The following is a 22195-nucleotide window of genomic DNA, read 5'->3' as shown; positions in this document are numbered from 1 at the left end:
TCGGCGTGGTCCTGGCTGCTCGACTGACTCAGCCGCATCAACTAGCTCGGACACACAACAGCAGGGGATGCCCCAGACCGAGGTCTGGGGCATCCCCTGCTGTCCGCACCGTCGGCTCCGCGAAGCTGCGCAGCATGCGCGAGCGCGGGCCCTCCGTGCGGTAGACGGGGTAGTACGCGATCTGCCAGGCCTCCTCGGCGAAGGCAACCAGCTGGGAAACGCGGCCGCGGGGAAGACCTTCCATGTGCCGACGGCCGTGATGTGCGTGCCTACGGTGAGCGGCTTAATCAGAGTGGAGTGAAGGGAGCACAGCACCCACCTCGAACTCCTTGCCTCCAGGCAGGTGGTCGGCGAGGAACACGAACGGTCGGCCGCTGCGGTCACGGCGGACGGCGCCGTAGACATCGGCTAGGCGGGCGTCATCACTGGCGCTCACATCGGCTGGAGAGTCCTGCTGAGCTTGAAGAGGCATGTCACGGTTCCCTGTTGCGGAAGCGTGGGGCATACACGGCCAGTGAACGCGCTGCGTCCATCCGCCCGCGTTCATCGACGTTCGGATCGTGACCGTGTGCGAGATGACGCAGGATGTCCACACCGCGAGCGTCGCCGAAGCCGGCGAGGAGCCGTGCCGCCTCGACACGGTGCCAGCCCAGCCCCGCGTCGTGAGCGAGCACAGCCAGCTCCTCGACCCCGCGCGGGTCGCCAGCCTTGCACAGGGCCCGCGCTGCCTCCACGCGGTGGCGGCCGAGCCGGGAGTCCGTGCTCAGGGCCTGCAGGGCTTCCCGTCCGGCGTCGCTGCCGAACTGCAGGAGCGCCTTGATCGCCGAGAACTGGCTGTCCCCGATCCCGGTGTCTGCCGTCAAGGTGTACAGCGCCTCCACCGAGCGGGCGTCCCCGAACTGGTAGAGGGCGCGCCTCGCAACCTGCCGTCGCTGGGCATGGGCACGCAGATCCCGCGCCAGATCCTCCAGGGCCTCGGCGCCCCGCTTGTCCCCGAGCCTGGTAAGCGCGCGAGCGGCAAGGTCGCGCCAGTACCACTCCAGGGCATCAGTCCGAGCGATCTTGGCAAGGTGGTTGATCGCCTCGGACACGAGGTCGGCAGGGATGTTCGAGCCGAGCACCACAAGGTCTGCGATGAAGAAGGGGATCTCGAGCACGTACCTCACGCGCCTTCGCAGTTGCCTCTGCGCGGTGCGTCCTTTCTCATCCTCGGTGTTCAAAAGGTCTTCGTGGTCCACCTCCTCGAGCAGGAAACCGGCGTACGACAGACCAGCTTGAAGCACGGGAGGGAATTGGTTGGAATCTGCGACGACGGTGAAGACGTCATCCAACGCCCGCCTGGCGGCTTGCTCGTTGCGGGCGAGGAATTGTGCAGCCAAGTACTCCCGCAGGGTCTGATGGAGGAAGACAAGGTCGTTGCCGCGCCGAGTCAACAGCCCGCTGCGGCGTAGTGCGGTGTCCAGGAAGGCGCGCCAGTCGCCCTCGGGCACGCGGCGGGGCACCTGCGTGTACGAGGGCCTCTGGACGATGTCCAGGGTCGGTTGCCCGTTGCCGTGGTGGCGTTCCACGGCCAGGAATCCGATGAGATCCGGCAGGCGGTCCAGGACTCTATTGGCGGATTCCAGGACTGCGGGCCCATAGCGGGCCAGGCCGGCGCAGAGCTCGGCGGCGGCGTTCGTCGTGCGGGGTGAGTATTGCCGTGCGTGCAGCAGAGCGATGAAACGCCGATAGATCCCAGCTCGCCCGGTGGGCAGCGGCTGTTCGGGGGTAGCGGCATGCAGCTGGCACAGCATCGCGGTCATCAGCGGATTGCGGGCGATGGACGTCAGCTGAGTCCTCTCCAACGCCTTGATGAACCTATCCGCGGCTTGACCGGGGCTCGGGTGTCCAACGGCTCCGAACCAGGCCGTCGCCACCTCGGGTAGGTGTCTGCGGTCGAAAGGGAGCAGATCGTAACGTGGGAAGTGATCGCCGAACTGGGTCAGTTCCCCTGGGGGCAGCGGACGGGTGGCAATGACGAAGCGATAGAGATCGGCGTACGGACCTTCCGAAACGGCGGCCAGCCGTCGCAGCAGATCTCGTCGGGCGTGCAGGTCCGTCACCTCGTCGAGACCGTCAATCAGGATTTGCCACCGCACGCCCTGCTGCGGCGGGGCGGCGAAGAACCTGGGCGGCAGCGCCTCTACCATCTCCTTGCTCACCGCACAGGCCACGGCGTCGGCCAGGGCCGCCCCGTGCAAGTCGGCGGCATCTACCAGCACCGGGACCGTGCCGCCGCCATGCCCGGTGAGCCAGGACTTGGCGCTCTCGGCGACCCAGGTACGCAGCAGGCTGGTCTTGCCTCCGCCGGGGCCCGCCACAACCACGCACGTCACATCGACGGCAAGGACGCTCTCAGCCGGCACGCTGCGCTGGTCTGCGGTGTGGGCGAGGGCCCGTGGATCGGGAGTACCGGACCGCTGCTGCACCTGTTGGCGCACGTACACCGTCTGCAGGGGAGGCGTCACGCCGGGCAAGACGCCTGCGTACGGGTGGTCGCGGGCGGCGCTCAGTGCGGCGGCGAGATAGCTGTCGAGTCTGCGGGTGCGGCCATCGGCACGCTCCCGCAGGCTGTGCAGCTGCTGCAGATCCGTCCCTGTGATGCCGACGGCGTGGGCGAGGAGGTCGAGAGTGTCCACTGTCGGCACGGACTTGAGGTTGAACACGTTGCTGACGGTGGCGGGTGATACGCCAGCGCGCTCGGCGAGATCGGATTGGCGCAGCCTCCGGCCGGTCATGGCAGCGCGCAGTTGTTGAGCCAGCCCTTCCAGCGCCCCGCCGGGCCCTGCTTCCACGTGCCCCCCTGCGTGCCAGCGTCGTTCAGATCAACCCTCTGAACGCGGCAGCAGGCTATCTGTTGTGCAGCCAAGCCGCGTTCACCTCGTACGAACCGGCTCTGAGACGACCTGAGGAGCGCGTTCATGGACGCTCATCTGCTGCTGGTTGCTGCTCCGATCGCAATCGGCCTTCTGTCCCGCCTTATGCGTCGGCCGCTGGTTCATACGGAAGTTACCCGCGGCCTGCGCGACTTGCTCACCCTGAGGATGGTGTTGCGGGACAGCAGCCCCCGGGAGCGTAAGAGGCTGCTGGATGCTCACCGTCGGTGGCGGGCCGCCGACCCCGAGCGGCAGTCGCGGCCGTGATGCTGCTCAAGCAGAAACAACCGCCGGGCAGGAGCGATTACCCGCGTCATCTCGGTCTCGGGGTGGTCGCTCACGCGGCGCGGCCGCCGCTGTGGCCGGCCGCCTGGGGGCGCGGACCTTTCCCCCATGCCGAGGCCCAGGCCCCTTCACGGCTGGGGTGTACTCGACGCCGCGCTCGCGGGCCGCCTCCTGGGCGCGTTGCTCGCGCAGGTCGCCTCGGGAATGTCGGTCAGCTTCATCGGACAGGATTCCGGCTGTGATGAAAGAAGGGGGATGGCCGTCGTCCGACCTGAGAGGGTTGTGACAGCGCCTGCGGCGGTGTCCGCTGAAGCGGTTGCACGAGAGGCGGGCGCCTGGCTGGAGGCATAGGTGAAGAGCCCTGACATGTCCCGGGGTGCGCGTCTGGCCGCCCACGGTGCCGTCTCCACATCTCTGGCGCTGTGCAGTGATCGCAGACTGCGCGAGCTCGTGGACACCGCAGCACCGATCGGTTCCGGAATCGGCGGGAAGTCAGCACTGCTGGAGGTCGATGGAACCTCGGTCTTCGTCAAGCAGGTGCCCCTGACTGATCTGGAACGACGGCCGGAGAACGTTCGCTCCACGGCGAATCTGTTCAAGCTGCCGGTCTTCTGCCACTACGGCATCGGCAGTATCGGTGCGCCGGGGTTCGGAGCCTGGCGGGAGCTGGCCGTGCACGCCATGACGACGAATTGGGTGATCGCAGGAGACTACGAGGGTTTCCCGCTGATGTACCACTGGCGTGTGCTACCAGGCCCTGGCCAGCCACTTCCCCAGGAACTGGCCGATGTGGAACGAGCTGTCGCCTACTGGGGAGGCGGATCGGGGGTACGCCGCCGGATTGAGGCTCTCCAGCAGTCCTCGGCGAGCGTCGCGCTGTTCCTCGAGTACATCCCGCAGAACCTGAACCAGTGGCTGGACCAGCAAATACGCGCCGGCGACGGGGCCACGAACCGGGCCTGCGCCATGGTGGAGCAGGGCCTCGATGCCGGCACCTCTTTCATGAACGCCCGCGGGCTGGTGCACTTCGACGCCCACTTCGAGAACATCCTGACCGACGGCCACCGCCTGTACTTCGGGGACTACGGCCTCGCGCTCTCCTGCCGCTTCGACCTGACACAGGACCAGGCCGCCTTCTACGACCAGCACCTCACCTACGACCGCTGCTACACCGCCTCGTACCTGGTGCACCGACTGGTCACCGCCCTGTACGGATACGGATTCGGAACGGACGATCGCGACGCGCTGATACGCGCCTGCGCCGAGGGCGAGCATCCCGCCGGAATCCCGGAGGCAGCCGCGACGATTCTCACCCGCTATGCGCCGCTCTCCTTGGTGATGTGGAACTTCTTCCGCAAACTCCAGGAGGAGAGCAGGCAGACCCCCTACCCACTGGAGGAGATCCGCCGGATCAGCCAGCACGGCAGCTCATCCATCGCCTGAAGCGCCGCCGGAACCCTCAGGAGGAAAGCCGCGCGCCTCGCGTTCGCAGGCTTCTCTCACTCGAACGTGTACGTGGGGAAGTTGGAGCTGGTGACGGGGAATTACGTGACCGTCGACACACGCCCCGAAGCTTCATCCGAAAGACAACCACGCGGCGCACAACCAGCCCCGCCTACAGAGGCCCTTTGTGGCTTACAAGGTCAGCGCAAGACTCACCTGCCGATACCGCACGCACCTTCAGTGGAAAATCGGCGCGAAACCTTCAGCACACCCCACACACTCGCAACAAACCCCAGCTCAACCACCCAATGTCCTCACTGAAAACCCCACACTGAAAATCACTGAACGTTAAACGCCGAACATCAGCGGCCTCCATACACCTGCGCCCGGGCACGGTCCTCGATCGCCCGGGCACGGTCCTTGATGGTGAGTGCGTCATCGGCTCCGGGATAGCGGTGGGGCTCGACCGCCGTAAACACGTCGCGATGAAGTCGGGGTTGAAGATTCTGTAGAAGCTCCTGCGGCCGCCCCGGATGCCTGCAAGGATCTCCCGACTCGCCCAGCAACTGTGAGTAGCGGAGACAGCAGTGACTCAGGTCCAAGGCGCAAAACCGCCTGTTCCAGCGCAGTCCGGTGGGAACGTCGGGACACCGCCGCAGCCGCCAGACGGAACCTCAGCAACGCCGGAGCGGAAGAAGCGCGACGGGATGCTGATCGCGACGATGATCGCCACGTTCGTCGCGGCCGGAGGTCTTGTCGCCTCCGCCTGGACGGGCTACTACCAGGTCAAGACGTCCCAAGATCAGTTAGCGCAGTCGAAGGAGGACTCCGAGAAGGAACTCCAGTCTCAGGCTTCGCTCGTCTCAAGCTGGACGATGAACGGCAAGAATGGCAAGACCACGGGCTACTTCGCGAACCGGTCTCTGGACCCCATCTCCCAAGTCACCATCGGCATAGCGACGGGCAGTGACGGCGAGACGCAGGAAGGCCTGTACCGCGGCAACAAGGAGCTGCTCGACCTCAGCGACGTGCCGCCATGCAGCATCATCACGATCCCGCAGAGCCAGGCGCCCGGGAACAGCCAATACTTCGCCATCGCCGGGTTCTCGTTCGTTGACGTACGCGGCCAGCGGTGGGGACGCGACCGGTACAAGCCGCTGAAGGCCATGGACCTTCCCGCCGCCACACCCAACACGCGGGACAGCGGGACCGATCGGATGAAGGCCACCTGGAAGCTCCTCTTCGGAGGCGCCGACAAGCTGGGGATGGTCGTTGCCAGGCCGGGCTCGGCGTTCAGTAGCATCCCGGCGCCCAAGCCGCTGAAGGACTGCGGACCCGACAAGAATTGAACCGCGCTGCGCCCCTGAGTGGTCAGCGGCGCCCGTCGCTCTGTCTCATGAGACACATCAAAGTCTGGAGAACGACGGCCACAGAACCGGGCTCACCCCCCCCATCACGGCGCCGGCCGAAAGACTGACGCAGGACGCCATGGCAGAGGCCATCTGAAGATCTTTCGACGCAAGCACTGTTTCCGGGCTGGGCGACCGCTGTCATGCGTCAGGAAGTAGCGCCCTTCGGCGGAGGGGTCCGTCGATGCCGCCCCCGTCCCTTCCCCAACGACGGGCCGGGGAACGGCTGCTCGTCGACCGGGCCAGGCGGATAGAGGATGGCCTTCGCGGCTTCGAGGCTGTCCGCAATGCTCACCGTGACCCACTCCGTGCCGTTGAACTCCTGGATCGCGCGGGGCGCGCCCGGGTCGACGTGTGCACCGCGGTGCGGTCCTTCCGTGAGCGGCACGGCCCGCAGCCGGCCCCGTGCCCGTTCGCGGCGCTCCTCGCGCTTGCGCGCCCACTCCTCGAGCGGTTCCTCGCTATCCACGGCGACAGGACGGCGCAGCCGCGCCCCGGGCCGCCAGCTTGGGCGAACGCTTCACCACGCGACGCAAACCGGTGCGGGACCGCCACTCTCCGCGCTGCCACTACTGGGCTCCACTCCGCCCCCGGCCGCGCGGCCTCGAAGGCGGCGTGGAGCCCAGCAGGCGGGCCGATGTCAGTGGCGGTGGATAAGGCCCGGCCCGGGCCGGGCAGCGGCAGTCACAGGACGGCGCCGTACCAGGACGCCCTCGCCGGCGACGTGGAAGCCCTTGTCCAGCGGATAGCAGGCAGCCAGGCGGTTCAGGCCGACGCTTGCATAGCCGGGCCGTGTTGCGAGCGTTGGGTCTTGGAACCGGGTTTGGTGGGTTCAACCGTGCGTGGGTCGACTCCTTCGCCGGGCGCGCCGTTCTGGTAGAGGCCGTCGGGGAGGCTGTCGCGGTCGTGCGGGAGGAGGAAGAAGAGGCGGCGCCTGTACAGGCCGCTGTCCGGGTCGGGTTCGGCGTCCTGGGACAGGCGGCTGGCTTTGTCGCCGAGATCCAGCAGCGATTGTTGGTCAGCGCCAAGAGCAGTCTGCAGCCGGTAGAAACGATGTCGCCGAGTTCCGGAAGCACCTCGGTACTTGCACTTGGCCACCTCGCGCGCTACGGGGCTGGGTTCAGGTGGTGGGCCACGTGCCGAGCGCATGAGCCAGCCGGTCGCTCTGCTCCCGAGTGATGCCCTGAGCTATGCGTGTTCCGCACCGAGGGCTTCCGGGCTCGTCGCAGTAGAGGATGCCGGTGAAGGACTCGTTGCTGCTGCCGGAGATCGGCGACGGGGACGGCAGTGACCATCCGGCCGACTCCCAGTATGGATGGTCCAGGAGCAAGGCTTCGGTCACCCGCTGCCCTGCTGGAACTCCCCGACGACGACCACATCACCCGCTGTCCGACTTCGAGCCGGCCGAGGAAACCGGCGAACGCTTTGCCACCGCCCTGCTTGGTAGCGGGTGATGCTCTGTTCCAGGGCGACGGCCAGATCAGGCAGGGAGGTGTGCCGGTGGGCGGCCACGCGGAAGGCTCCGAGCAGGAGGGCGGCCTCGCCGATGGCGGACAGGCCCTTGCCCCGCACATCGCCGATCATGATGCGCACACCGCCGATGATGCGGGTGGCTGCGTAGAGGTCACCGCCGATCTGCGCCTCGTCCTCGGCGGCCAGGTACAGGCAGGCGATCCGCAGAGCGCCGATCCGCTCCGGCAGTGGCCACAGCAGGACGTGCTGGGCGGCCTCGGCGACCGATCGCACCTGGGCCAGCTGGCGTCGGTGTCGCTCGCGCACCACGCAGAAGAACACGGTCAGGGCGGACAGCACTGCCCGGCTTCCGTCCCGGTGACGCCATGGCCTCAGCCGCCCTTACCGCAGCGGCACCGAAACGGATGGCCGTCTACGACCAACGAGTGCAACACGCCCTGAACACTCTCGGCCTCACTCTCACCCACGCTCCAGGACGGTACGGCCGCTACATGCAACTCCTCGGCCATCTCCTCAACCACCGCCACCAGCACGCCGACGACTGGACGGCACGCGACATCGACACCGCCCTGTACTGGATCGGCAAAAACCCACACGTCGTTGATCATTGAGCCTTTCGTGCGGGCAGTGCGTCAGTTGCTCTTCGGGGTGCTGACGAGCTCAATCTGGACATGTTGTTGCCCAGGAAGCGCGCGGGTTCGCGTGAATGGGCGGGCCGCTCCCACTGCTCGGCCGTCGAGCGGCCCGCCCTGTCCCGCTGCCGATCAAGCTTCGGCACCCGGCGGCGGAGTCTCAGCCGGACTCGATCACTCTGTCTCGAAGGGTCTTGCGCATCACGGCCTGCGGCGACACAGCGGCATGCCTCTTGCAGCCGTAGAGCACGAACGGTGGTCCGCTCGGCCGCTCAACCTGACCGACGACCACGGGCTCGTCCGTCATGTGCGCGCCGGTCGCGCACCACTGGCTCACTGGTCGCCTCCGGCGAACTGGTCGAGGGTGCGCAAACAGCGGCCGAGTGCGGCCACAGCGAGCGCCGCGGCGAGCGGGCTGGGGCTGAGCCCCTGCGACAGCTCGTCCTCGGCGTCGGCGATGGCGCGCTCGCGGGCGTAGAACGCCGTTGTGCCGTGGGTGATCTGGTCGGCCTGGCTCTGTACGCGAGGGATGAGGTGCCGGAGTTCTGCTCGGATCACGAGGTTGAGCTCTTGCAGGCGAGCGAGGCCGGGGATGGTGCGCGTAACCGACATGGCTTCTTGGATCAGCTCGGGGATCCGGACGGCCGGCTGTGTGGCTGGGGCGTCTTCGGTGGTGGGCATTGCGCCTCCGCAGGGCTGTGCCCGCGCACCTTGGCGGGCCGTGGTCGTTGCTGCGTGACCACGACGCTAGAGCCACGCCGTGCGGCGGCTCCACTTCCGTGCACTGATGTGCACAGAATCAATCTGCCTCAGCAGATGGCGCGTTCGCGGCCTTGACTCGTGGCTACTGCAGAGTGACCGTGGTGCACATCCCAGCACCGCCCACAGGGAAGGAGCAGTCATGGCCTTAGAGTTCATCGGCATTGACCCGAACACCGGACAGAGCGGGTCCCCGACCGCTTGGGTCGACACAGAGACCGCCGACATCGTGTTGCAGAGCTACACCGCCGACGATGCGACTCGAGCCCAGTGCATCGAGAACACGGCGCCTGGGCACGCGAAGGGGATTCCCGCCCATGAAACCGTGATCCGTATCCCGGCTCACCTGGTACCCATGCTGAGGGAGGCTTGCGATGCCGCCGAGCGGCGAGCTGCGCTTTAACGACCTGTTCGAAGCCGCCGAGCACTCCGCCGTACACCTGGAGATGCGCGACGTGTACGGCGTGGGTGATGAAGCCGACGACTTCCGCCACTGGCAGGAAACAGGGTGGCGCGATGCTGATCCGGATTCCGCGTACTGGGCGCCCTGGGTTGACCTCATCTCCCGTGCGACGTCGCGTGGTGTCGAGGTCCGCCGGGCGCGCGTCGTCTCGGAACCGGTGACGGACTACATCCGGTACGAGCACGCGGGGACCAGCGTCAACGTGACCGCCGGCGAGGACGTGCGCTGGCTTGCGCGGCGGCGCGCGGTCGACCTGATGTTGCCCGGCTGCGACCTGTGGATCTTTGACGGATCGAGCGTCCTGTTCAACCACTTCACCGGCGAAGGCAACTGGGCTGACCCGCCGTTGGAGCTCCGGACCGAGCCCGCCGTGGTCAAGCAGTGTGTTGACGCGTTCGAAGCGGTCTGGAGCCGGGCGACGCCTCATGAGCTGTACGAGATCCGCTGACGAGAGAACCGGATAGGCCAGTTCATGCCCAACTCCCCGTCGTCCACCGCACAGGCTGCCCGCGAGGCCGTGGCCAGCCGACTGCGTGGCCTGCGAAAGACTGCCGACCTTACGGTCGTTGAGCTGGCCAGTCGGTGCCGGTGGCACCATGCCAAGGTCTCTCGTATCGAGCACGCCAAGACACCGCCCTCGCCCACGGACATCCGCCTGTGGTGCACTCACTGCGACGCCGTGGGCGAGGTCGAGGACTTGATCGCGTCGTCTCTCAATGCGGAGTCTCTGTACACGGAGTGGCGGCGGCGAACTCGCCAGGGGCTGCGGCAGCTTCAAGACAGCTACTTGCAGCTCTACCAGTCGACCCGCCTGTTTCGCGTGTACTCGCCGACCCTCATTCCGGGACTGCTCCAGACCGAGGGATACGCGCGGGCACTGCTGAGCATCAACGCGGAACTACTCGACGTTCCCAACGATGCCGAGGCTGCGGCGGATGCCCGCGTGGAGAGATCGCAGATCATCCACCAGGCCGGGCACAGATTCGTCCTGGTCGTCGAGGAAGGCGCCCTGTACTACCAGCTCGGCGATCACGACGCGATGGCCGCACAGCTCGGCTACCTGCTCACCGCCGGCGCCCTGCCGGCGGTGTCCCTGGGCATCATCCCCATGAACACGCCAGCACGCGGCCAGTGGCCCCAAGAGGTATTCCACGTGTACGACGACACGCTCGTTTCCGTGGAGCTCCTGTCAGCCCAAGTCAGTGTGACGCAGCCATCGGAGATCGCACTGTATCTGCGTGCGTTCGAGCAGTTGCGGAGCATGGCCGTATACGGCGCGGACGCGCGAGCGCTGATCGTGAAGGCCATTGATGCGCTGGGCTGACCGTGTGGCTTTGGACTTGGGGAGGTCGGCGATGACCGGGTGGGGCTACGCCGGCTCACGGCGAAGGGCCTTCTTGCTCGATCAGCTGGGCGTTGCTCAGGCGGGTCACTGCCGCGCCGACGGTCGGCAGGGCAGCACCGTATGTCTGGGCCAACTGAGGCCGCGTGGGGAGTTTCTGCCCAGGCGGGATCTTGCCCTGCTGTATCGCCAGGGCCAGGTCGACCGCTATACGGGCGGAGGAAGCGTCGCTACCGCGTGCCATCCGGTCACTCTAAAGGCATTCGCGGGTCTGGACTGCGGCGCTCTGGTTTCCCGGTGACTGGCCGCTGTCCTGGGTGCAGTGAGTGAAGGCAACGGTCGAGCTGGCCGGGACGTGGGCAGGATCGATGAGGCGCGCCGGCGGCGTCGCTGCCTGTCGTGAAGTGCCGTGGAAAGCGTCAGGGGCGGCTACCCGGTGTCCGGGTAACCGCCCCTGTTGTGCTCTGGATCTACTTGCCCTTGGCAGCTTCCTTGAGCTTGGAGCCCGCGGCCACCTTCACGCTGTAGCCGGCGGGGATCGTCATCGTCTCGCCCGTGGCGGGGTTACGGCCCTCCCGCGCGGCGCGGTGGGTGCGCTCGAACGTCAGGAAGCCGGGGATGGTGACCTTCTCATCGCCCTTGGCGACGACATCGCCGACCGTCACGGCAAACGCCGCGAGGATGGCGTCGGCGTCCTTCTGGGTCACCTCGGCGCGCTCGGCCAACGCGGCTACCAGCTCACTGCGGATCATGTCAGTACTCCAATATCGTGCTCGGGAGCCCCGCTCGGGGAGCGGGGACAGATCAAGTCGCCCATGCTGTCACCCGCCACCGACAACAGGCGCGCACCCCGTAGCCTCTTGCGCCGAACGGCCCCGGTACGAAAAGGGGCCCCGCGCGGCGTGCGAAGCGGTGCGCGGGGCCCTTCAAGGATGGTTGCAGTCCTGTCGCTCATCCCACCGCCGACGGTAGGTGATGCGGTGCCACCTCGCACCCGGGCAAGCGCGGTCGCGAGCCGCCCTCTAGAGGAGAACATCTGGCAGGGCGCTGGTGGCGTTGCCATCCGAGCTCGCCGAGCCCGTGCGGAGCTTGTGTTACGGGGGCAGCCGGTGGATGCTGCCTCCGTGCAGACCGGCGTACAGGCACTGGGCAGCGAGGTCGATGGCCAGGGTTCGTACGTCGTGCCAAGTCGGTTACCGACAAAGCCCGGTATCTCCTTCTTCAACCGGATAGGCACTTTGTTCAGCTCACGGTAGGACCTCGACCACCCGTCCACTGTGCGCGGGGACGTCTGGGGTCCGGGCACCACTTCCACCAATGGCATGAGCTCCGGCGGGTTGAACGGATGGCCGATCACGATCCGGTCGGCCGCCGGATTTCCCCTCGCAATGGCGGACGGGAGCAGCGAGGAGGACGAGGAGGCCAGGATCACGTCGTCACGGGTGTGCGCGGCGAGGGTCGCAAACATCTGCTCTTTGATCTGGATCCGCTCTGGTCCTGCCTCCTGCACGAAGTCGGCCCCGTCGACAGGTCCCCCTCCTGCGAGGCGCGCACGGGTCCCCGCACTGACGCACTGTCGGCCTTCGTGTCCTTCTCTCTGTTCGCGCAGAGCGTGGTGGCCGTGTCGGCCGCCAGTAAAAAGCAGCCGCACGGCACACCTACTGCACACCCCGCTGCAAAGCGGGGTGCGGCCAGATCGGCGCTCAGCGTGACCGGCTGTCCGGCCAGGCGTCCGCAAGGCGTTCCGTCGGTTCGCCGGCTTCGCCGACCACCGGTGGGAGCTGGTCAACGGTCGTCCGCCGTCGATCAAATGGAACAAGCGCAACCCGTTCGTCGAGATGCCGTTCTTCCGCCGGACAAAGACGGGCGAAGCGTCGTCCCGCTGAACATCTATCCCGGTCTGCGCAGCAAGGCGCTGGCTCTGCTGGGCTCGCGCAGGTAGTCGAGGGCCTTCCACAGTTCCTCGCGTTCGGCGTTCTTGCCGGGATTCTTGTCGGAGAAGATCCGGATGCAGCCCGCTGTGTTGAGTGCGTGGATCTGCCGGTCGAGCAACTGCCCCTTGGTGGACACGCGTGCGTATCCCACGAGGCTGCCGGTCCGTACGGCCGGTACGGGTGCGAGGAGATCAGCGGTGTCGTCGTCCTGGGGTGGCTGCACCCGCCAGATCGTACAGAAAACGGTGCTCCTCAAGTTCTTGAGCACGTCGACTTTCTGACACCGTTTTATGGGCATGATCCGGTGCCGATCCGGCCGCGCATCGCCGCTTATCGATCTTGCTCATCAATCGGTCGATTCCTGAACGTTTGTTCCCTCTCAAGTGATCTGGTCCGTCTGTTGTGACAGCGATATCTGACCTGCGCGCATTTCGGCACGAGCTGTTCGTCCTGCCCGACCTCCTTCGGCCGGTCTCGCCTCTGTTCCCGCATGGTGTTCAGTGTTCGAGTCGGCCGGCTGTTGACCCTCGACTTGGTAGAGGGCTCAGAGTCCTGGGTGTGGAGAGCGAGATGCGCAGTATTGGTGAGATGGCCCGGGACAGTGGACTGAGTGTGAGCGCCCTGCGGTTCTACGACGGTGCTGGCTTGCTGGTCCCGGCCTGGGTGGATCCGGTGAGCGGCTACCGCTGGTACGCCCCCGAGCAGCTTGAAGAGTCCCGGTTGCTGGCCCGGCTGCGTCGGGCGGGTATGCCGTTGGCGGACATTCGGCTGGTACTGGCCGGCTGGTCCAGTGCGGACACCGACCTGGTGCGGAAGCTGCTTCAGGCACATCTGCGCCGTCTTGCACTGGGGCTCTCCGATGCCCGCAGTGAGTTCTCCACGCTCCGAGCGCTACTCGAATGCAGGGAGAATCCCATGACTATGCTCCGCACCGCCATCGTCCGGCTGGCTGTCTCCGCGCCTGAGCTGGCCGCTGCGTTGGACGCGGTCCGTTTCGCCGCCAGTACCGACCCGGAGCTGCCGATGCTCGGCGGTGTCCTGTTCGACATCGAGGGTGAGGCGCTCCATGTCGTGGCCACCGACCGGTACCGGATGGCTGTCGCACAAGCCGGTACCACCGGGCATGGCGGGCCTCGTGTGCAGGTCATCGTGCCGTCCCCGCTCGCCGACGCGATGCGGGCGCTGTTGAGCGACGACGCATCCGTCCAGCTCACTGTGGACGGTGACCGTGTGGCCTTGGAGGCGGGGGACCGTCAGGCGGCTGGCCAGTGCCTCGATCACGACTTCCCTGATTACCGTCGCCTCGTCCGCCTGCCGGCAGGGCACCGCGCCTTCATCGATGTCAGGGCTTTCCGGGAGGCGGTGGAAACCGGCCCCGTCCGTGCAAGCGAAGTGCGCGAGCAGGACGGTGTCTCCTGTGACCTCAGCGTGCTCAAGGTGGCGGCCGACGGCGTGGTGACCGTCTGCGAAGACGGTGACGACGACCAGGACCACGTTGCCGTCAACCGCGAGTTCCTACTGCATGCCCTCGCCGCCGCCGGAGCCCGGGACCAGCTGATCCTGGAGTTCGGCACCCCTACGGCGCCCCTGGCGATCCGCCGGACCGACACCGAGGACACCTTTTCGATGCTGATGCCTGTCCGCCTGGAGAACTAACCACTGGACGGGCGCTCGGTCGCCGTTGACGGTCAACTCGGGGCCGAGTTCAAGGCGCTGCTGTCGTGGTCCTTGGACTCGGCTCCTGCGGTGCGGGGCCGGGCAACGTGGCCGCAGCGAGCACGAGGCGGGTGTCCATGTCGAGGTTGACCTCGCCGTACGGACGCACGTGCGACCAGAACAGCGAGGTCAGGCCACGCCGGGTCGGCGGGCGTGAGGAGCTCGGCCCACTCCGGCTCGCCGAGGCTGTCCTGGAGCATCAGGGTGTTCACGTAGACCAGGGCCGATTGCAGAATCCGCAGGCACAGCACGAACATCTCCTGCTCGTCGCGCCGGTTCGAGGCGATCTCGCCGCCCTTGCCGAAGGCGATCACGGAGTTCGCGCCGTTGGAGGACCCATCACGTTCAGGCCCTCCTCGATCTCCCGCTGGAGGTCCCGAAGCCGCAGGTAGCGGGCCACGAAGATGGTCTTCTGCGCGCGGCCGACCTCCAGCATCGCCGCGTAGGTGGGGTGGGAGGCGTTGCGGGTGAAGCGCCGCAGGATCGCCTCGGTGGACGCGGTCCTGGCTCGGATCGCGGTCGCGTACTTGATCATCTGGTCGTGCTGCTGGGTGATGAGTTCCCAGCGGATCGGGCGGGTCAGCGCCGGGGTCAACTGCGGGTAGGCGTCCGGTTCGCCGGCCACCGGCCGGTACAGCTTCACCTTGTTGATCCGCTTGATCCTGGGCAGCAGGTCGAAGTTCAGCAGCCGCGTGATGCCCCACCCGATTTCCGTCTGGCCATGCGAGTCCGTGTAGTAGGCCTCGACGTCCATCGTGGTGCCGTGCCGCATGGCGCCCTCGATCATCGCGGCCACCTGGTGGCGTTCGCGATCTGGACGGCGATGGCGCGGGCGGCCTCGGCGGACAGGTAGCGGCGGCGTACGTAGCGCAGTTCGTCCTCGGTGTGGCCATGGCCGCCGGACGCCACAGCCTTGATCCCGGTGTTCGTGCCGTACGCGTAGATGACCAGCAGCAGGCGGATCTGGCGCATCTGCGCCGTGCCCCCGCTTCAGATGCAGATCACGATCTTTCCGCGTGTGCGTCCGCGCTCGGCGTGCGCGTGGGCGTCGGCGATCCGCTCCAGGGGGTAGGTCTGTTCGATACGGGGTGTGTAGCGGCCTTGCCGGCCCAGTTCCGCGGCCGCGGACAGGAGGGTGGAGTCGTTCTCCGCGTTGACCACATGCGTGCCCAGGCGCTGCCCGCCCGCATGGTCGGCGACCGTCGCGACGCGTGTCGGGTCGCCCGTGATCGCGACGAGGTCGTCCAGGGACCCGGAGGCCGCGGTGTCGAGCGCGATGTCGACGCCGTGCGGAGCGAGAGCGGAGAGACGCCCCGCGAGGCCGGGGCCATAGGTGGTGGGAACGGCGCCGAGAGAGGTGAGGAACTCGTGGTTGCGTTCGCTGGCTGTCCCGATCACGGTGGCACCTTGTGCCACAGCGATCTCGACTGCCGCGCTGCCCACGCCACCGGCGGCGCCCTCGACGAGAAGGGTGCGCCCCGCCAGGGAGCCGAGCGCGTTCAGGCCACGCATCGCGGTCACGGACGCGAGGCCGGCGCCCGCGGCCTGCTCATCGTTCCACGTGTCGGGGGCGTGGGCCCAGGCTGAGAGGATGACCAGCTCTGCGGTTGCGCCGGTGACACCGCCCAGCCCGAAGACGCGGTCGCCGATGCTCACCCCCTGCACTCCGTCACCGATTTCGTCGACCACGCCGGCGGCGTCGCGCCCGGGAATGGCGGGTAGCTCCAGGGGAATCAGCTGGTGCAGGGTGCCGGCGCGCAGCTTCCAGTCGATGGGATTGACGCTGGCCGCCGCGACGCGGACACGGATCTCACCAAGTCCGGGGTGGGGGTCGGGGGCCTGCTCGATCACCAGGCTCTCCGCTCCGCCGTATTCATGGAAGCGGGCTGCACGCATAATGTCCTGCCTTACCTTTATGGGTAGAAATGATGGTGTTCATTCGGCGCCCGTTACTGCAAGTCAGACGTTGACTTGAGGTGCGGCAAGCCGACTGCCTTCCGGCCAGAGGAGGACGGGTGCGGATCGGTGAGGTTGTCGAGCAGTCGGGCAGCCACCCACCCGCCCCGACAACCACGATCCCGCCCATCGTCGGAATACCTCCCGTTGAGTCGATGCTCCGGAAGATATCCAGAAGGTCGGTAACCAGCTGGATACCAAGGCCTGAGACGGGAGACCCTCAATGACGCAACGGCCACCGCTGCCACCCGACTTGTTCGACGAGCTGTGCCCGTCCTCGCTGCTGCCTTTCCGCTTCGGTGACAAATGGGCATCCATGGTCCTCCGCTGCCTGGAAGACGGCCCGCGCAGATACTCCGAACTCCGCGTACCACTGAGTCGCGTCACCCCGAAGTCGCTCACCCAGTCGCTCCGCGGCTTGGAGCGGAACGGGTTCGTGTCACGGACCGTGCACGCCGACCCGAAACTGCGGGTGGAGTACGCGCTGACACCGCTAGGCCGCAGCACGCTGGAGCCGCTGGCCGCCGCGTGCCAATGGGCGGCCGAGCACTGGGACGAGCTACTCGACGCCCGCGAGGGCGGCATCTCCTCCATCGGCTGACTCGAACCTGCGTTGACGCGTTCCGCACCAAACGAGCCGCACCTCTGTGTTGACTCGGGGAATCGCCAACAGCGGTGTCCGCGGCACCAGGGAGCTGCTGTCCACCGTGAAGTTCATCGAGATCCTCCGTGGATACTCCGCCCTTCAGGGGGGAGAGGAATCGGACTCCTGCGGAGCGGGGCAGCGAGCGGGTATTCGCCCTGTGGGCGGATACCCGTCCCCGCACCGTCCGCGACTTGTACGCTCGGCCTTGCCCGGCTGGCGATAACCAAGCTGGCCGGGTCTACCGCCGGGCTGGCGGGATGTCAGGTCTGTGGAGCTGGCGTAAGACTGCTGGGCGTACCAACGTCCCTCGCCGTTCATTCGGGGCAGCGGCTGTCGATGAAGCAGAAAGTTCACTCCGCGAGGAATGAATCCCCCTCAGCTGGGGGAGATGTCAAGGTGCAGACCCTCGCCGTCGCCGGGGAGCTCCAGCGTGACCTCCAGCGCGAGCTGACTTACGACGGGCGGAGGGCGGCCGAGGCCAAGGGCAACAAGGGCGGCCGCCGCCCGGCCGTAGATGCTCGCCACGCCCACCGCCGATCCCGCGCTCGCGCCGGATCACGCGGCAGAACCCAAGTGGGACGGCTAGCGGGCACTCGTGGGCCGGTGGCCCGGCGATCGCGAGGTGATCCGGTCCCGCTCCGGCGGTGATCTGACGGGGGCATTTCCCGAGATCGTTGCCGCAGCCGCCGACTTGCCCGACAACACCGCGCTCGACGGCGTTATATGACCTGTGGGGGTGTCTCAGCCCCAAGGTGCCTCAGGCGCCGCAGCTCCCAAAGACGAGACGTGACGGGCGTCGCGGCCACGTGCCGCAACGGCCGCTCAGAGGTGGCCCTCCAGGAAGTTCCGTACCTCGGCGATGGTCATAGGCCCCGTGCCGTGCGCCACCGCCTCTCCCTCCTTCAGCAGCACGTAGGACGGGGCTCCGATGATCCCGTATCGCTCAGTTGCGGCCGGACAACGCGTGATGTCGGCGCGGACGACCGTCAGGCGGCCCGTGTAGTCGTCGGCGATGTCACCCACGACGAGGTCCATCACCCGGCAGGGCTCGATTGCCTTGGGCCATGTCCCGGTGAAGTATGCGAGGACCGGAACTCCGCTCATCCCGAGGATGAAATCAAACTCCGCGTCCTCACGGGGTCGGTGAACCCGCTTCGCCATGCAAGCTCCTGACCTCACGTTCCGTCATTCCATCCCCATCATCCCTCGCGCGGTGTGCCAGGCCGGCCCGGTCGGTCGTCCGGTCGACCTGTCGGAAGGGAGGCACGGAGCCGTCGCAGAACCACGGTGGTCCCCGGCGCGAGCGGCCCGACCCCCCGCCCCTGGTGACCCGGCCTGGCCGCCCCGCCGGTCACCCGGCTGCAGCCCGCCGCGCGCCCGTGGGGCAGCTCGTGCCAGGACAGCGCCCTCCACGACGACATGAAAGCCGTTTTCCAGGGCATAGATGCCCAGATCGCCGACCAGATGCTCGATGAGCGCGTCGACGAGCGGGCCGGTGCGCATCGTCCACCGGATCCAGTCGAGCCGTATTCGCCACCCCGCTTCTCAGAGACAGCGCCCCCGACGGGCTTCCCGAGGCCTTGTCTGGTCTTCACATCAGCCCCCGGTCTCAGCTCGCTAATACCGCTCTTCCCCGGGCCGCATGAGCCAGCTGATGGCACCGAGAACGAGGCACCATTCCTGGACCGCTCGCGGACGCGGTCGTGGACGGTCGAAGTACGCGTCAGTTGACCCCAAGACCGACCGCCAGCGTCAGTTCAAGGACCCGGTGTGGCGATGCGAGATCCGGAAACAGCTCCCGCAGCTGCGACATCCGGTACCGGACTGTCTGGGGATGGACGAACAACGCCGCCGCCACCTCGTCCCGCCTGCCCTGGTGCAACAGCCACGCCCGCAACGTCTCCTCCAGCCGCCGTGCGGTCGCGACAGGCAAGGCCCGCAACGGTGCGAGAGCTCGGGCACGCAGGTCTGCGAACGCGTCCACGTCGGCGCTCAGCACCAGCTCGGGCAGGTGGTCCTCGGTGTCGCGAATATCAGAGGAGAGGGAGCGCGCGCGTACGGCTCGTGCATACGAGGCGGACGCACGAGTCCATGGCCGGGCCGGGCCGACCACGGCGGTGCGGTCGGTCAGCTGCCGCAAGAGATGTGATCGGTCGGCATCGGGGACGAGCAGCACACCGGTGGCGTCCGGCAGATCGTCGAGGACGAGGGTGCTCGGGTCGAGCGCGCGGTAGGCAGGCCAGGCCTGGGCGGCGGGCAGCAGGACCGCGGTCAGCGAAACCGGAGGCTGCCACCCGGCCCGTTGAACAGAGGCCAGCAGCACGTCCGGGCTCGCGCCGGCGAGGAGGTCGCGGGCCAGGTGTTCCAGGTGGCGCTCGTGGGCCCTGCCCCGGGCGGCCAGTTCGTCGGCGTGGCCCGCGGCGCTCGCGGCGGAGAGCTCGTCGATGTAGGCGAAGGTCAGCTCGGCGAACTTGGCGACCTCGGCGGCAGGCAGACCTGCGGGTACGGCACCCGCTGCCAGGCATCGCCAGGCCACGCGGGCGCCGACGCGGTAGGCGCTGAGTAGGGCGTCCATCGAACGGCCGTCGCGCACCTCGCCGCGGCCCAGCTCGTAGGCTGCGTCACCGGCGTCGCCGCCCGTGGCGATCCCGCTCGCGAGGTCCAGGTAGTGCCCCAGGGCAGTGCGGACGGCTCGGCGGATGGTGCCGCCCATGCGGCCCGAAAGAGCGTTGGCGTAGGGAGGGACCTCGTCGATGATCGCCTGGACGATCTCGTCGGCGGTGCTCTTCAGCGCGGCCCGAAGTGCGGTGACCGTCGTCTCATCAAGGGCCAGTTCGCTGGCCCTCCGGATTGCATGGCTCACGTTTTTGTTCCCTGCGAACAATTCAGCCGACCAGATTCACGTCCTGCGGTCAAGATTTTACGCCCTGCGGCGCAGCAAGCTGGAGTCATGACGAGTGCAGCCCTCCGCAGCAGGGCGTGGAAACTGCTGGAGATGGTCACGACGCCGCTGCTGCCGTCGGACTACCTCGACCTGGTCAGCCCGCTGCGTGCGGGCGCAGACCTGCGCGGGCGCATCGAGGCCGTGCACCCCGAAACGGGTGACGCCGCGACCATCGTGATCAGGCCGGGACGGGGCTGGCCCGGCCACACGGCCGGTCAGTACGTGCGGATCGGGGTCGACGTCGACGGGGTGCGCCTGTGGCGTGCCTACTCCCTCACCTCACCGACAAACCGCCAGGACGGCCGCGTCACGATCACCGTGAAGGCGATCCCGGACGGCAAGGTCAGCAACCACCTGGTCCGCAGGGCCACACCCGGCACGCTGATCCAGCTCGACCAGCCGACCGGTGACTTCGTGCTGCCGCAAGCCAAGCCCGCCAAGGTGCTCTACCTGACGGCCGGCAGCGGCATCACGCCCGTGATGGGCATGCTGCGCGACACCGAGTTCGACGACGTCGTCATGGTCCACTGCGCGCCACAGCCGCAAGACGTGATCTTCCGCAACGAACTGCACGACCTGGTCGCGGACAAGAAGCTGCGGCTCACCGAGGTGCACACCGACACAGACGGCAAGCTCGACATCGCCCGCCTCGACGAACTCGTGCCCGACTGGGCCGAGCGCGAGACCTGGGCCTGCGGGCCCGCGGGCCTGCTCGACGCCGCCGAAGAGCACTGGACCGAGCACGGCGTACAAGAGCGCCTGCACACCGAACGCTTCCGCCCCAGCATCGTCGTCACCGGCGACGGCGGCGAGGTCACGTTCAGCGCCACCGGCAAGACCGTCGACGCGGACGGCGCCACACCGTTGCTGGACATCGGCGAGGAGGCCGGCGTGCTCATGCCCTCCGGGTGCCGCATGGGCATCTGCTTCGGCTGCATCACGCCGCTCAAGGCGGGCGCCGTACGCGACCTGCGCACCGGCGAGATCACCGAGGCCGAGCCGGGCGTCCTCATCCAGACCTGCGTGTCCGCCGCGGCGGGCCCCTGCGACATCGAACGGTAGGAGCACCTTGACCGCCATCGACCCCACCGCCCACCTGAGCGCGGAGCAGATCGAGGAGCTCGGCCGCGAGCTGGACGCGATCCGCGACGAGGTGATCGCCGGCCGCGGCGAGAAAGACGCCGCCTACATCCGTAAGGTCATCTCGGCGCAGCGCAAGCTCGAGCTGGTCAGTCGGGGCGTACTGCTGTTCTCGATCTTCCCGCCCGCGTGGCTGATCGGCACCGCCGGTCTGTCCGTGGCGAAGATCATGGACAACATGGAGATCGGCCACAACATCCTGCACGGCCAGTGGGACTGGATGCGCGACCCGAAGATCCACTCCACCACCTGGGAGTGGGATCACGTCTCGCCGTCCGAGCAGTGGAAGCACTCGCACAACGAGCTGCACCACACGTACACCAACGTGATCGGCAAGGACAACGACCTCGGCTACGGCATCATGCGCGTCGACGAGGACCAGAAGTGGCACCCGTTCTACCTCGGCCAGCCGCTGTGGAACTTCATCAACGCCTGCTTCTTCGAGTACGGCATCGCAGCCTACGACCTGGAGCTCGGCAAGAACCTGCACAAGCGCCGCCGCAACAACCCGGAGTTCCGCGCGCGGGCCAAGGCCGTGGGCCGCAAGATCCGCAAGCAGGTGCTCAAGGACTACGTCATCCACCCGCTGCTGTCGGGCCCGTCGTTCCTCCCCACGCTCGCCGCCACGTTCACCGCGAACCTGGTCCGCAACATCTGGACCCACTCGGTGATCATGTGCGGGCACTTCCCCGAGGGCGTGCAGGTCTTCGAGCGCCGGTCGATCAAGGGCGAGACGCGCGGCCAGTGGTACCTGCGCCAGATGATGGGCTCGGCGAACATCAGCGGCAGCAGGGCCATGCACTTCATGACCGGCAACCTCTCCCACCAGATCGAGCACCACCTCTTCCCGGACCTGCCGAGCAACCGCTACGCCGAGGTCGCGGTGAAGGTGCGCGCGCTGTTCGAAAAGTACGAGCTGGAGTACGTCACCGGGCCGCTGCCCAAGCAGGTGTTCTCCGCGTGGCACAAGGTCTTCCGGCTCTCGCTGCCGAACAAGAAGCCCAAGGTCAAGACGCCGGACCGCGAGCAGGAGCTCGTCGCGGCCTGATTCCCGGTATTGGTTCAGCAGGATCTAGCTGTATTGACCCGCAGGGTTGTTGACGCGGGTGATGGGCGGGTTGCCGCCGAGTGCGGTGTG

Annotated in this window: 25 protein-coding genes and 2 pseudogenes; 10 read left to right on the top strand and 17 right to left on the bottom strand. The window is 67.4% G+C overall.

Going from position 1 to position 22195, the window contains the following annotated elements:
* Positions 1-37: 37 nt before the first annotated feature.
* Together CG723_RS46725 and CG723_RS45205 are read right to left on the bottom strand one after the other, a co-directional pair.
* Positions 38-244: a hypothetical protein gene (locus CG723_RS46725; protein ID WP_159032722.1), complete on the bottom strand. Its 207-nt coding sequence runs from the start codon at positions 242-244 to the stop codon at positions 38-40.
* A 229-nt stretch (positions 245-473) separates the two neighbouring features.
* Positions 474-2834 (bottom strand): NACHT domain-containing protein, encoded by a 2361-nt coding sequence (locus tag CG723_RS45205; protein ID WP_159032721.1) that lies wholly within the window; start codon positions 2832-2834, stop codon positions 474-476.
* Positions 2835-3566: 732 nt separating this feature from the next.
* Between CG723_RS45205 and CG723_RS45195 the strand changes: the two genes are divergently transcribed.
* Together CG723_RS45195 and CG723_RS45190 are read left to right on the top strand one after the other, a co-directional pair.
* Positions 3567-4643 (top strand): hypothetical protein, encoded by a 1077-nt coding sequence (locus tag CG723_RS45195; protein ID WP_100599372.1) that lies wholly within the window; start codon positions 3567-3569, stop codon positions 4641-4643.
* 707 nt (positions 4644-5350) lie between these two features.
* Entirely contained in the window at positions 5351-5992 is a 642-nt protein-coding gene (locus CG723_RS45190) for a hypothetical protein (protein WP_100599371.1), read from the top strand.
* Between the two features lie 208 nt (positions 5993-6200).
* On the opposite strand, the gene CG723_RS45185 is transcribed toward CG723_RS45190, so the two are convergent.
* From CG723_RS45185 to CG723_RS45170, 3 genes and pseudogenes are all read right to left on the bottom strand, one after another.
* On the bottom strand, positions 6201-6521 hold the full coding sequence (locus tag CG723_RS45185) for a DUF6087 family protein (RefSeq protein WP_100599370.1): 321 nt from the start codon (positions 6519-6521) through the stop codon (positions 6201-6203).
* Positions 6522-6817: 296 nt separating this feature from the next.
* Positions 6818-7030, bottom strand: a pseudogene (locus tag CG723_RS48575) (DUF6009 family protein); the annotation flags it as partial.
* A 465-nt stretch (positions 7031-7495) separates the two neighbouring features.
* Positions 7496-7867, bottom strand: a pseudogene (locus CG723_RS45170) (SpoIIE family protein phosphatase); the annotation flags it as partial.
* An 83-nt stretch (positions 7868-7950) separates the two neighbouring features.
* Here CG723_RS45170 and CG723_RS45165 point away from each other — a divergent pair.
* A complete protein-coding gene (locus CG723_RS45165) occupies positions 7951-8136 on the top strand; it encodes a hypothetical protein (protein WP_234374887.1) in 186 nt (61 codons plus the stop codon).
* Between the two features lie 354 nt (positions 8137-8490).
* Here CG723_RS45165 and CG723_RS45160 read toward each other — a convergent pair whose 3' ends face one another.
* Positions 8491-8838, bottom strand: coding sequence for a DUF6415 family natural product biosynthesis protein (locus tag CG723_RS45160; RefSeq protein ID WP_100599369.1), 348 nt, complete (start codon positions 8836-8838; stop codon positions 8491-8493).
* A gap of 220 nt (positions 8839-9058) precedes the next feature.
* Between CG723_RS45160 and CG723_RS45155 the strand changes: the two genes are divergently transcribed.
* Genes CG723_RS45155 through CG723_RS45145 form a run of 3 tightly spaced genes read left to right on the top strand, consistent with a single transcriptional unit; the run spans position 9059 to position 10703 of the window.
* The gene (locus CG723_RS45155; RefSeq protein ID WP_100599368.1) at positions 9059-9319 is read left to right on the top strand and encodes a hypothetical protein; all 261 of its coding nucleotides are present in this window, start codon (positions 9059-9061) and stop codon (positions 9317-9319) included.
* Positions 9291-9827: a DUF6879 family protein gene (locus CG723_RS45150; RefSeq protein ID WP_100599367.1), complete on the top strand. Its 537-nt coding sequence runs from the start codon at positions 9291-9293 to the stop codon at positions 9825-9827. Before CG723_RS45155 ends, CG723_RS45150 begins: the two co-directional genes overlap by 29 nt.
* Before the next feature lie 24 nt (positions 9828-9851).
* Positions 9852-10703, top strand: a complete 852-nt coding sequence (locus CG723_RS45145) for a helix-turn-helix domain-containing protein (protein ID WP_100599366.1) — start codon at positions 9852-9854, stop codon at positions 10701-10703.
* A gap of 55 nt (positions 10704-10758) precedes the next feature.
* Here the strand turns inward: CG723_RS45145 and CG723_RS45140 are convergent, their stop codons facing one another.
* The 4 genes from CG723_RS45140 to CG723_RS48565 all read right to left on the bottom strand — a co-directional run bounded on the left by CG723_RS45140 (position 10759) and on the right by CG723_RS48565 (position 12878).
* Positions 10759-10965, bottom strand: a complete 207-nt coding sequence (locus CG723_RS45140; RefSeq protein WP_100599365.1) for a GntR family transcriptional regulator — start codon at positions 10963-10965, stop codon at positions 10759-10761.
* 226 nt (positions 10966-11191) lie between these two features.
* A complete protein-coding gene (locus tag CG723_RS45135; protein ID WP_100599364.1) occupies positions 11192-11473 on the bottom strand; it encodes an HU family DNA-binding protein in 282 nt (93 codons plus the stop codon).
* On the bottom strand, positions 11470-12231 hold the full coding sequence (locus CG723_RS48570) for a 3-hydroxyacyl-CoA dehydrogenase NAD-binding domain-containing protein (protein WP_267893781.1): 762 nt from the start codon (positions 12229-12231) through the stop codon (positions 11470-11472). Before CG723_RS48570 ends, CG723_RS45135 begins: the two co-directional genes overlap by 4 nt.
* Positions 12232-12611: 380 nt before the next feature.
* Complete coding sequence (locus tag CG723_RS48565) at positions 12612-12878, bottom strand: recombinase family protein (RefSeq protein ID WP_234374886.1); 267 nt, start codon at positions 12876-12878, stop codon at positions 12612-12614.
* 335 nt (positions 12879-13213) lie between these two features.
* On the opposite strand from CG723_RS48565, the gene CG723_RS45120 reads away from it, so the two are divergent.
* On the top strand, positions 13214-14311 hold the full coding sequence (locus tag CG723_RS45120) for a DNA polymerase III subunit beta family protein (protein ID WP_234374885.1): 1098 nt from the start codon (positions 13214-13216) through the stop codon (positions 14309-14311).
* A 32-nt stretch (positions 14312-14343) separates the two neighbouring features.
* Here the strand turns inward: CG723_RS45120 and CG723_RS48855 are convergent, their stop codons facing one another.
* The 4 genes from CG723_RS48855 to CG723_RS45110 are packed head-to-tail and all read right to left on the bottom strand — an operon-like array spanning position 14344 to position 16267.
* Positions 14344-14685, bottom strand: a complete 342-nt coding sequence (locus CG723_RS48855; protein ID WP_199842140.1) for a Tn3 family transposase — start codon at positions 14683-14685, stop codon at positions 14344-14346.
* Positions 14682-15158, bottom strand: coding sequence for a Tn3 family transposase (locus CG723_RS48850; RefSeq protein ID WP_199842139.1), 477 nt, complete (start codon positions 15156-15158; stop codon positions 14682-14684). The genes CG723_RS48855 and CG723_RS48850 overlap by 4 nt, the downstream gene beginning before the upstream one ends.
* Positions 15155-15343 (bottom strand): Tn3 family transposase, encoded by a 189-nt coding sequence (locus tag CG723_RS47230; RefSeq protein WP_199842138.1) that lies wholly within the window; start codon positions 15341-15343, stop codon positions 15155-15157. The genes CG723_RS48850 and CG723_RS47230 overlap by 4 nt, the downstream gene beginning before the upstream one ends.
* Before the next feature lie 18 nt (positions 15344-15361).
* Positions 15362-16267, bottom strand: a complete 906-nt coding sequence (locus tag CG723_RS45110; protein ID WP_100599362.1) for an NADP-dependent oxidoreductase — start codon at positions 16265-16267, stop codon at positions 15362-15364.
* Between the two features lie 283 nt (positions 16268-16550).
* Between CG723_RS45110 and CG723_RS45105 the strand changes: the two genes are divergently transcribed.
* Positions 16551-16928, top strand: coding sequence for a winged helix-turn-helix transcriptional regulator (locus CG723_RS45105; RefSeq protein ID WP_100599361.1), 378 nt, complete (start codon positions 16551-16553; stop codon positions 16926-16928).
* A gap of 420 nt (positions 16929-17348) precedes the next feature.
* Here CG723_RS45105 and CG723_RS46720 read toward each other — a convergent pair whose 3' ends face one another.
* The 3 genes from CG723_RS46720 to CG723_RS45085 form a co-directional block, all read right to left on the bottom strand.
* Positions 17349-17498 (bottom strand): hypothetical protein, encoded by a 150-nt coding sequence (locus tag CG723_RS46720; protein WP_159032720.1) that lies wholly within the window; start codon positions 17496-17498, stop codon positions 17349-17351.
* A 297-nt stretch (positions 17499-17795) separates the two neighbouring features.
* Positions 17796-18134 (bottom strand): thioredoxin family protein, encoded by a 339-nt coding sequence (locus tag CG723_RS45095; RefSeq protein WP_100599359.1) that lies wholly within the window; start codon positions 18132-18134, stop codon positions 17796-17798.
* Between the two features lie 562 nt (positions 18135-18696).
* Positions 18697-19836, bottom strand: a complete 1140-nt coding sequence (locus CG723_RS45085) for a PucR family transcriptional regulator (RefSeq protein ID WP_100599357.1) — start codon at positions 19834-19836, stop codon at positions 18697-18699.
* A gap of 87 nt (positions 19837-19923) precedes the next feature.
* Here CG723_RS45085 and CG723_RS45080 point away from each other — a divergent pair, with 87 nt between their 5' ends.
* On the top strand, positions 19924-20979 hold the full coding sequence (locus CG723_RS45080; protein ID WP_100599356.1) for a ferredoxin reductase: 1056 nt from the start codon (positions 19924-19926) through the stop codon (positions 20977-20979).
* A gap of 7 nt (positions 20980-20986) precedes the next feature.
* The gene (locus CG723_RS45075) at positions 20987-22105 is read left to right on the top strand and encodes a fatty acid desaturase family protein (RefSeq protein ID WP_100599355.1); all 1119 of its coding nucleotides are present in this window, start codon (positions 20987-20989) and stop codon (positions 22103-22105) included.
* Positions 22106-22195: the final 90 nt, after the last annotated feature.

This window comes from Streptomyces sp. CB01635, assembly GCF_002803065.1.
Taxonomy (GTDB): Bacteria; Actinomycetota; Actinomycetes; order Streptomycetales; family Streptomycetaceae; genus Streptomyces.
The sequence above is the reverse complement of the archived record's forward strand: the minus strand, read 5'-3'. Positions and strand labels throughout refer to the sequence as shown.

Coding starts and splice junctions, on each gene's coding strand:
- CG723_RS46725 (WP_159032722.1), bottom strand. CDS start 244: ATGGAAGGTCTTCCCCGCGGCCGCGTTTCCCAGCTGGTTGCCTTCGCC.
- CG723_RS45195 (WP_100599372.1), top strand. CDS start 3,567: ATGTCCCGGGGTGCGCGTCTGGCCGCCCACGGTGCCGTCTCCACATCT.
- CG723_RS45190 (WP_100599371.1), top strand. CDS start 5,351: ATGCTGATCGCGACGATGATCGCCACGTTCGTCGCGGCCGGAGGTCTT.
- CG723_RS45160 (WP_100599369.1), bottom strand. CDS start 8,838: ATGCCCACCACCGAAGACGCCCCAGCCACACAGCCGGCCGTCCGGATC.
- CG723_RS45155 (WP_100599368.1), top strand. CDS start 9,059: ATGGCCTTAGAGTTCATCGGCATTGACCCGAACACCGGACAGAGCGGG.
- CG723_RS45150 (WP_100599367.1), top strand. CDS start 9,291: ATGCCGCCGAGCGGCGAGCTGCGCTTTAACGACCTGTTCGAAGCCGCC.
- CG723_RS45145 (WP_100599366.1), top strand. CDS start 9,852: ATGCCCAACTCCCCGTCGTCCACCGCACAGGCTGCCCGCGAGGCCGTG.
- CG723_RS45140 (WP_100599365.1), bottom strand. CDS start 10,965: ATGGCACGCGGTAGCGACGCTTCCTCCGCCCGTATAGCGGTCGACCTG.
- CG723_RS45135 (WP_100599364.1), bottom strand. CDS start 11,473: ATGATCCGCAGTGAGCTGGTAGCCGCGTTGGCCGAGCGCGCCGAGGTG.
- CG723_RS48850 (WP_199842139.1), bottom strand. CDS start 15,158: ATGATCGAGGGCGCCATGCGGCACGGCACCACGATGGACGTCGAGGCC.
- CG723_RS47230 (WP_199842138.1), bottom strand. CDS start 15,343: ATGCGCCAGATCCGCCTGCTGCTGGTCATCTACGCGTACGGCACGAAC.
- CG723_RS45110 (WP_100599362.1), bottom strand. CDS start 16,267: ATGCGTGCAGCCCGCTTCCATGAATACGGCGGAGCGGAGAGCCTGGTG.
- CG723_RS45105 (WP_100599361.1), top strand. CDS start 16,551: ATGACGCAACGGCCACCGCTGCCACCCGACTTGTTCGACGAGCTGTGC.
- CG723_RS45095 (WP_100599359.1), bottom strand. CDS start 18,134: ATGGCGAAGCGGGTTCACCGACCCCGTGAGGACGCGGAGTTTGATTTC.
- CG723_RS45080 (WP_100599356.1), top strand. CDS start 19,924: ATGACGAGTGCAGCCCTCCGCAGCAGGGCGTGGAAACTGCTGGAGATG.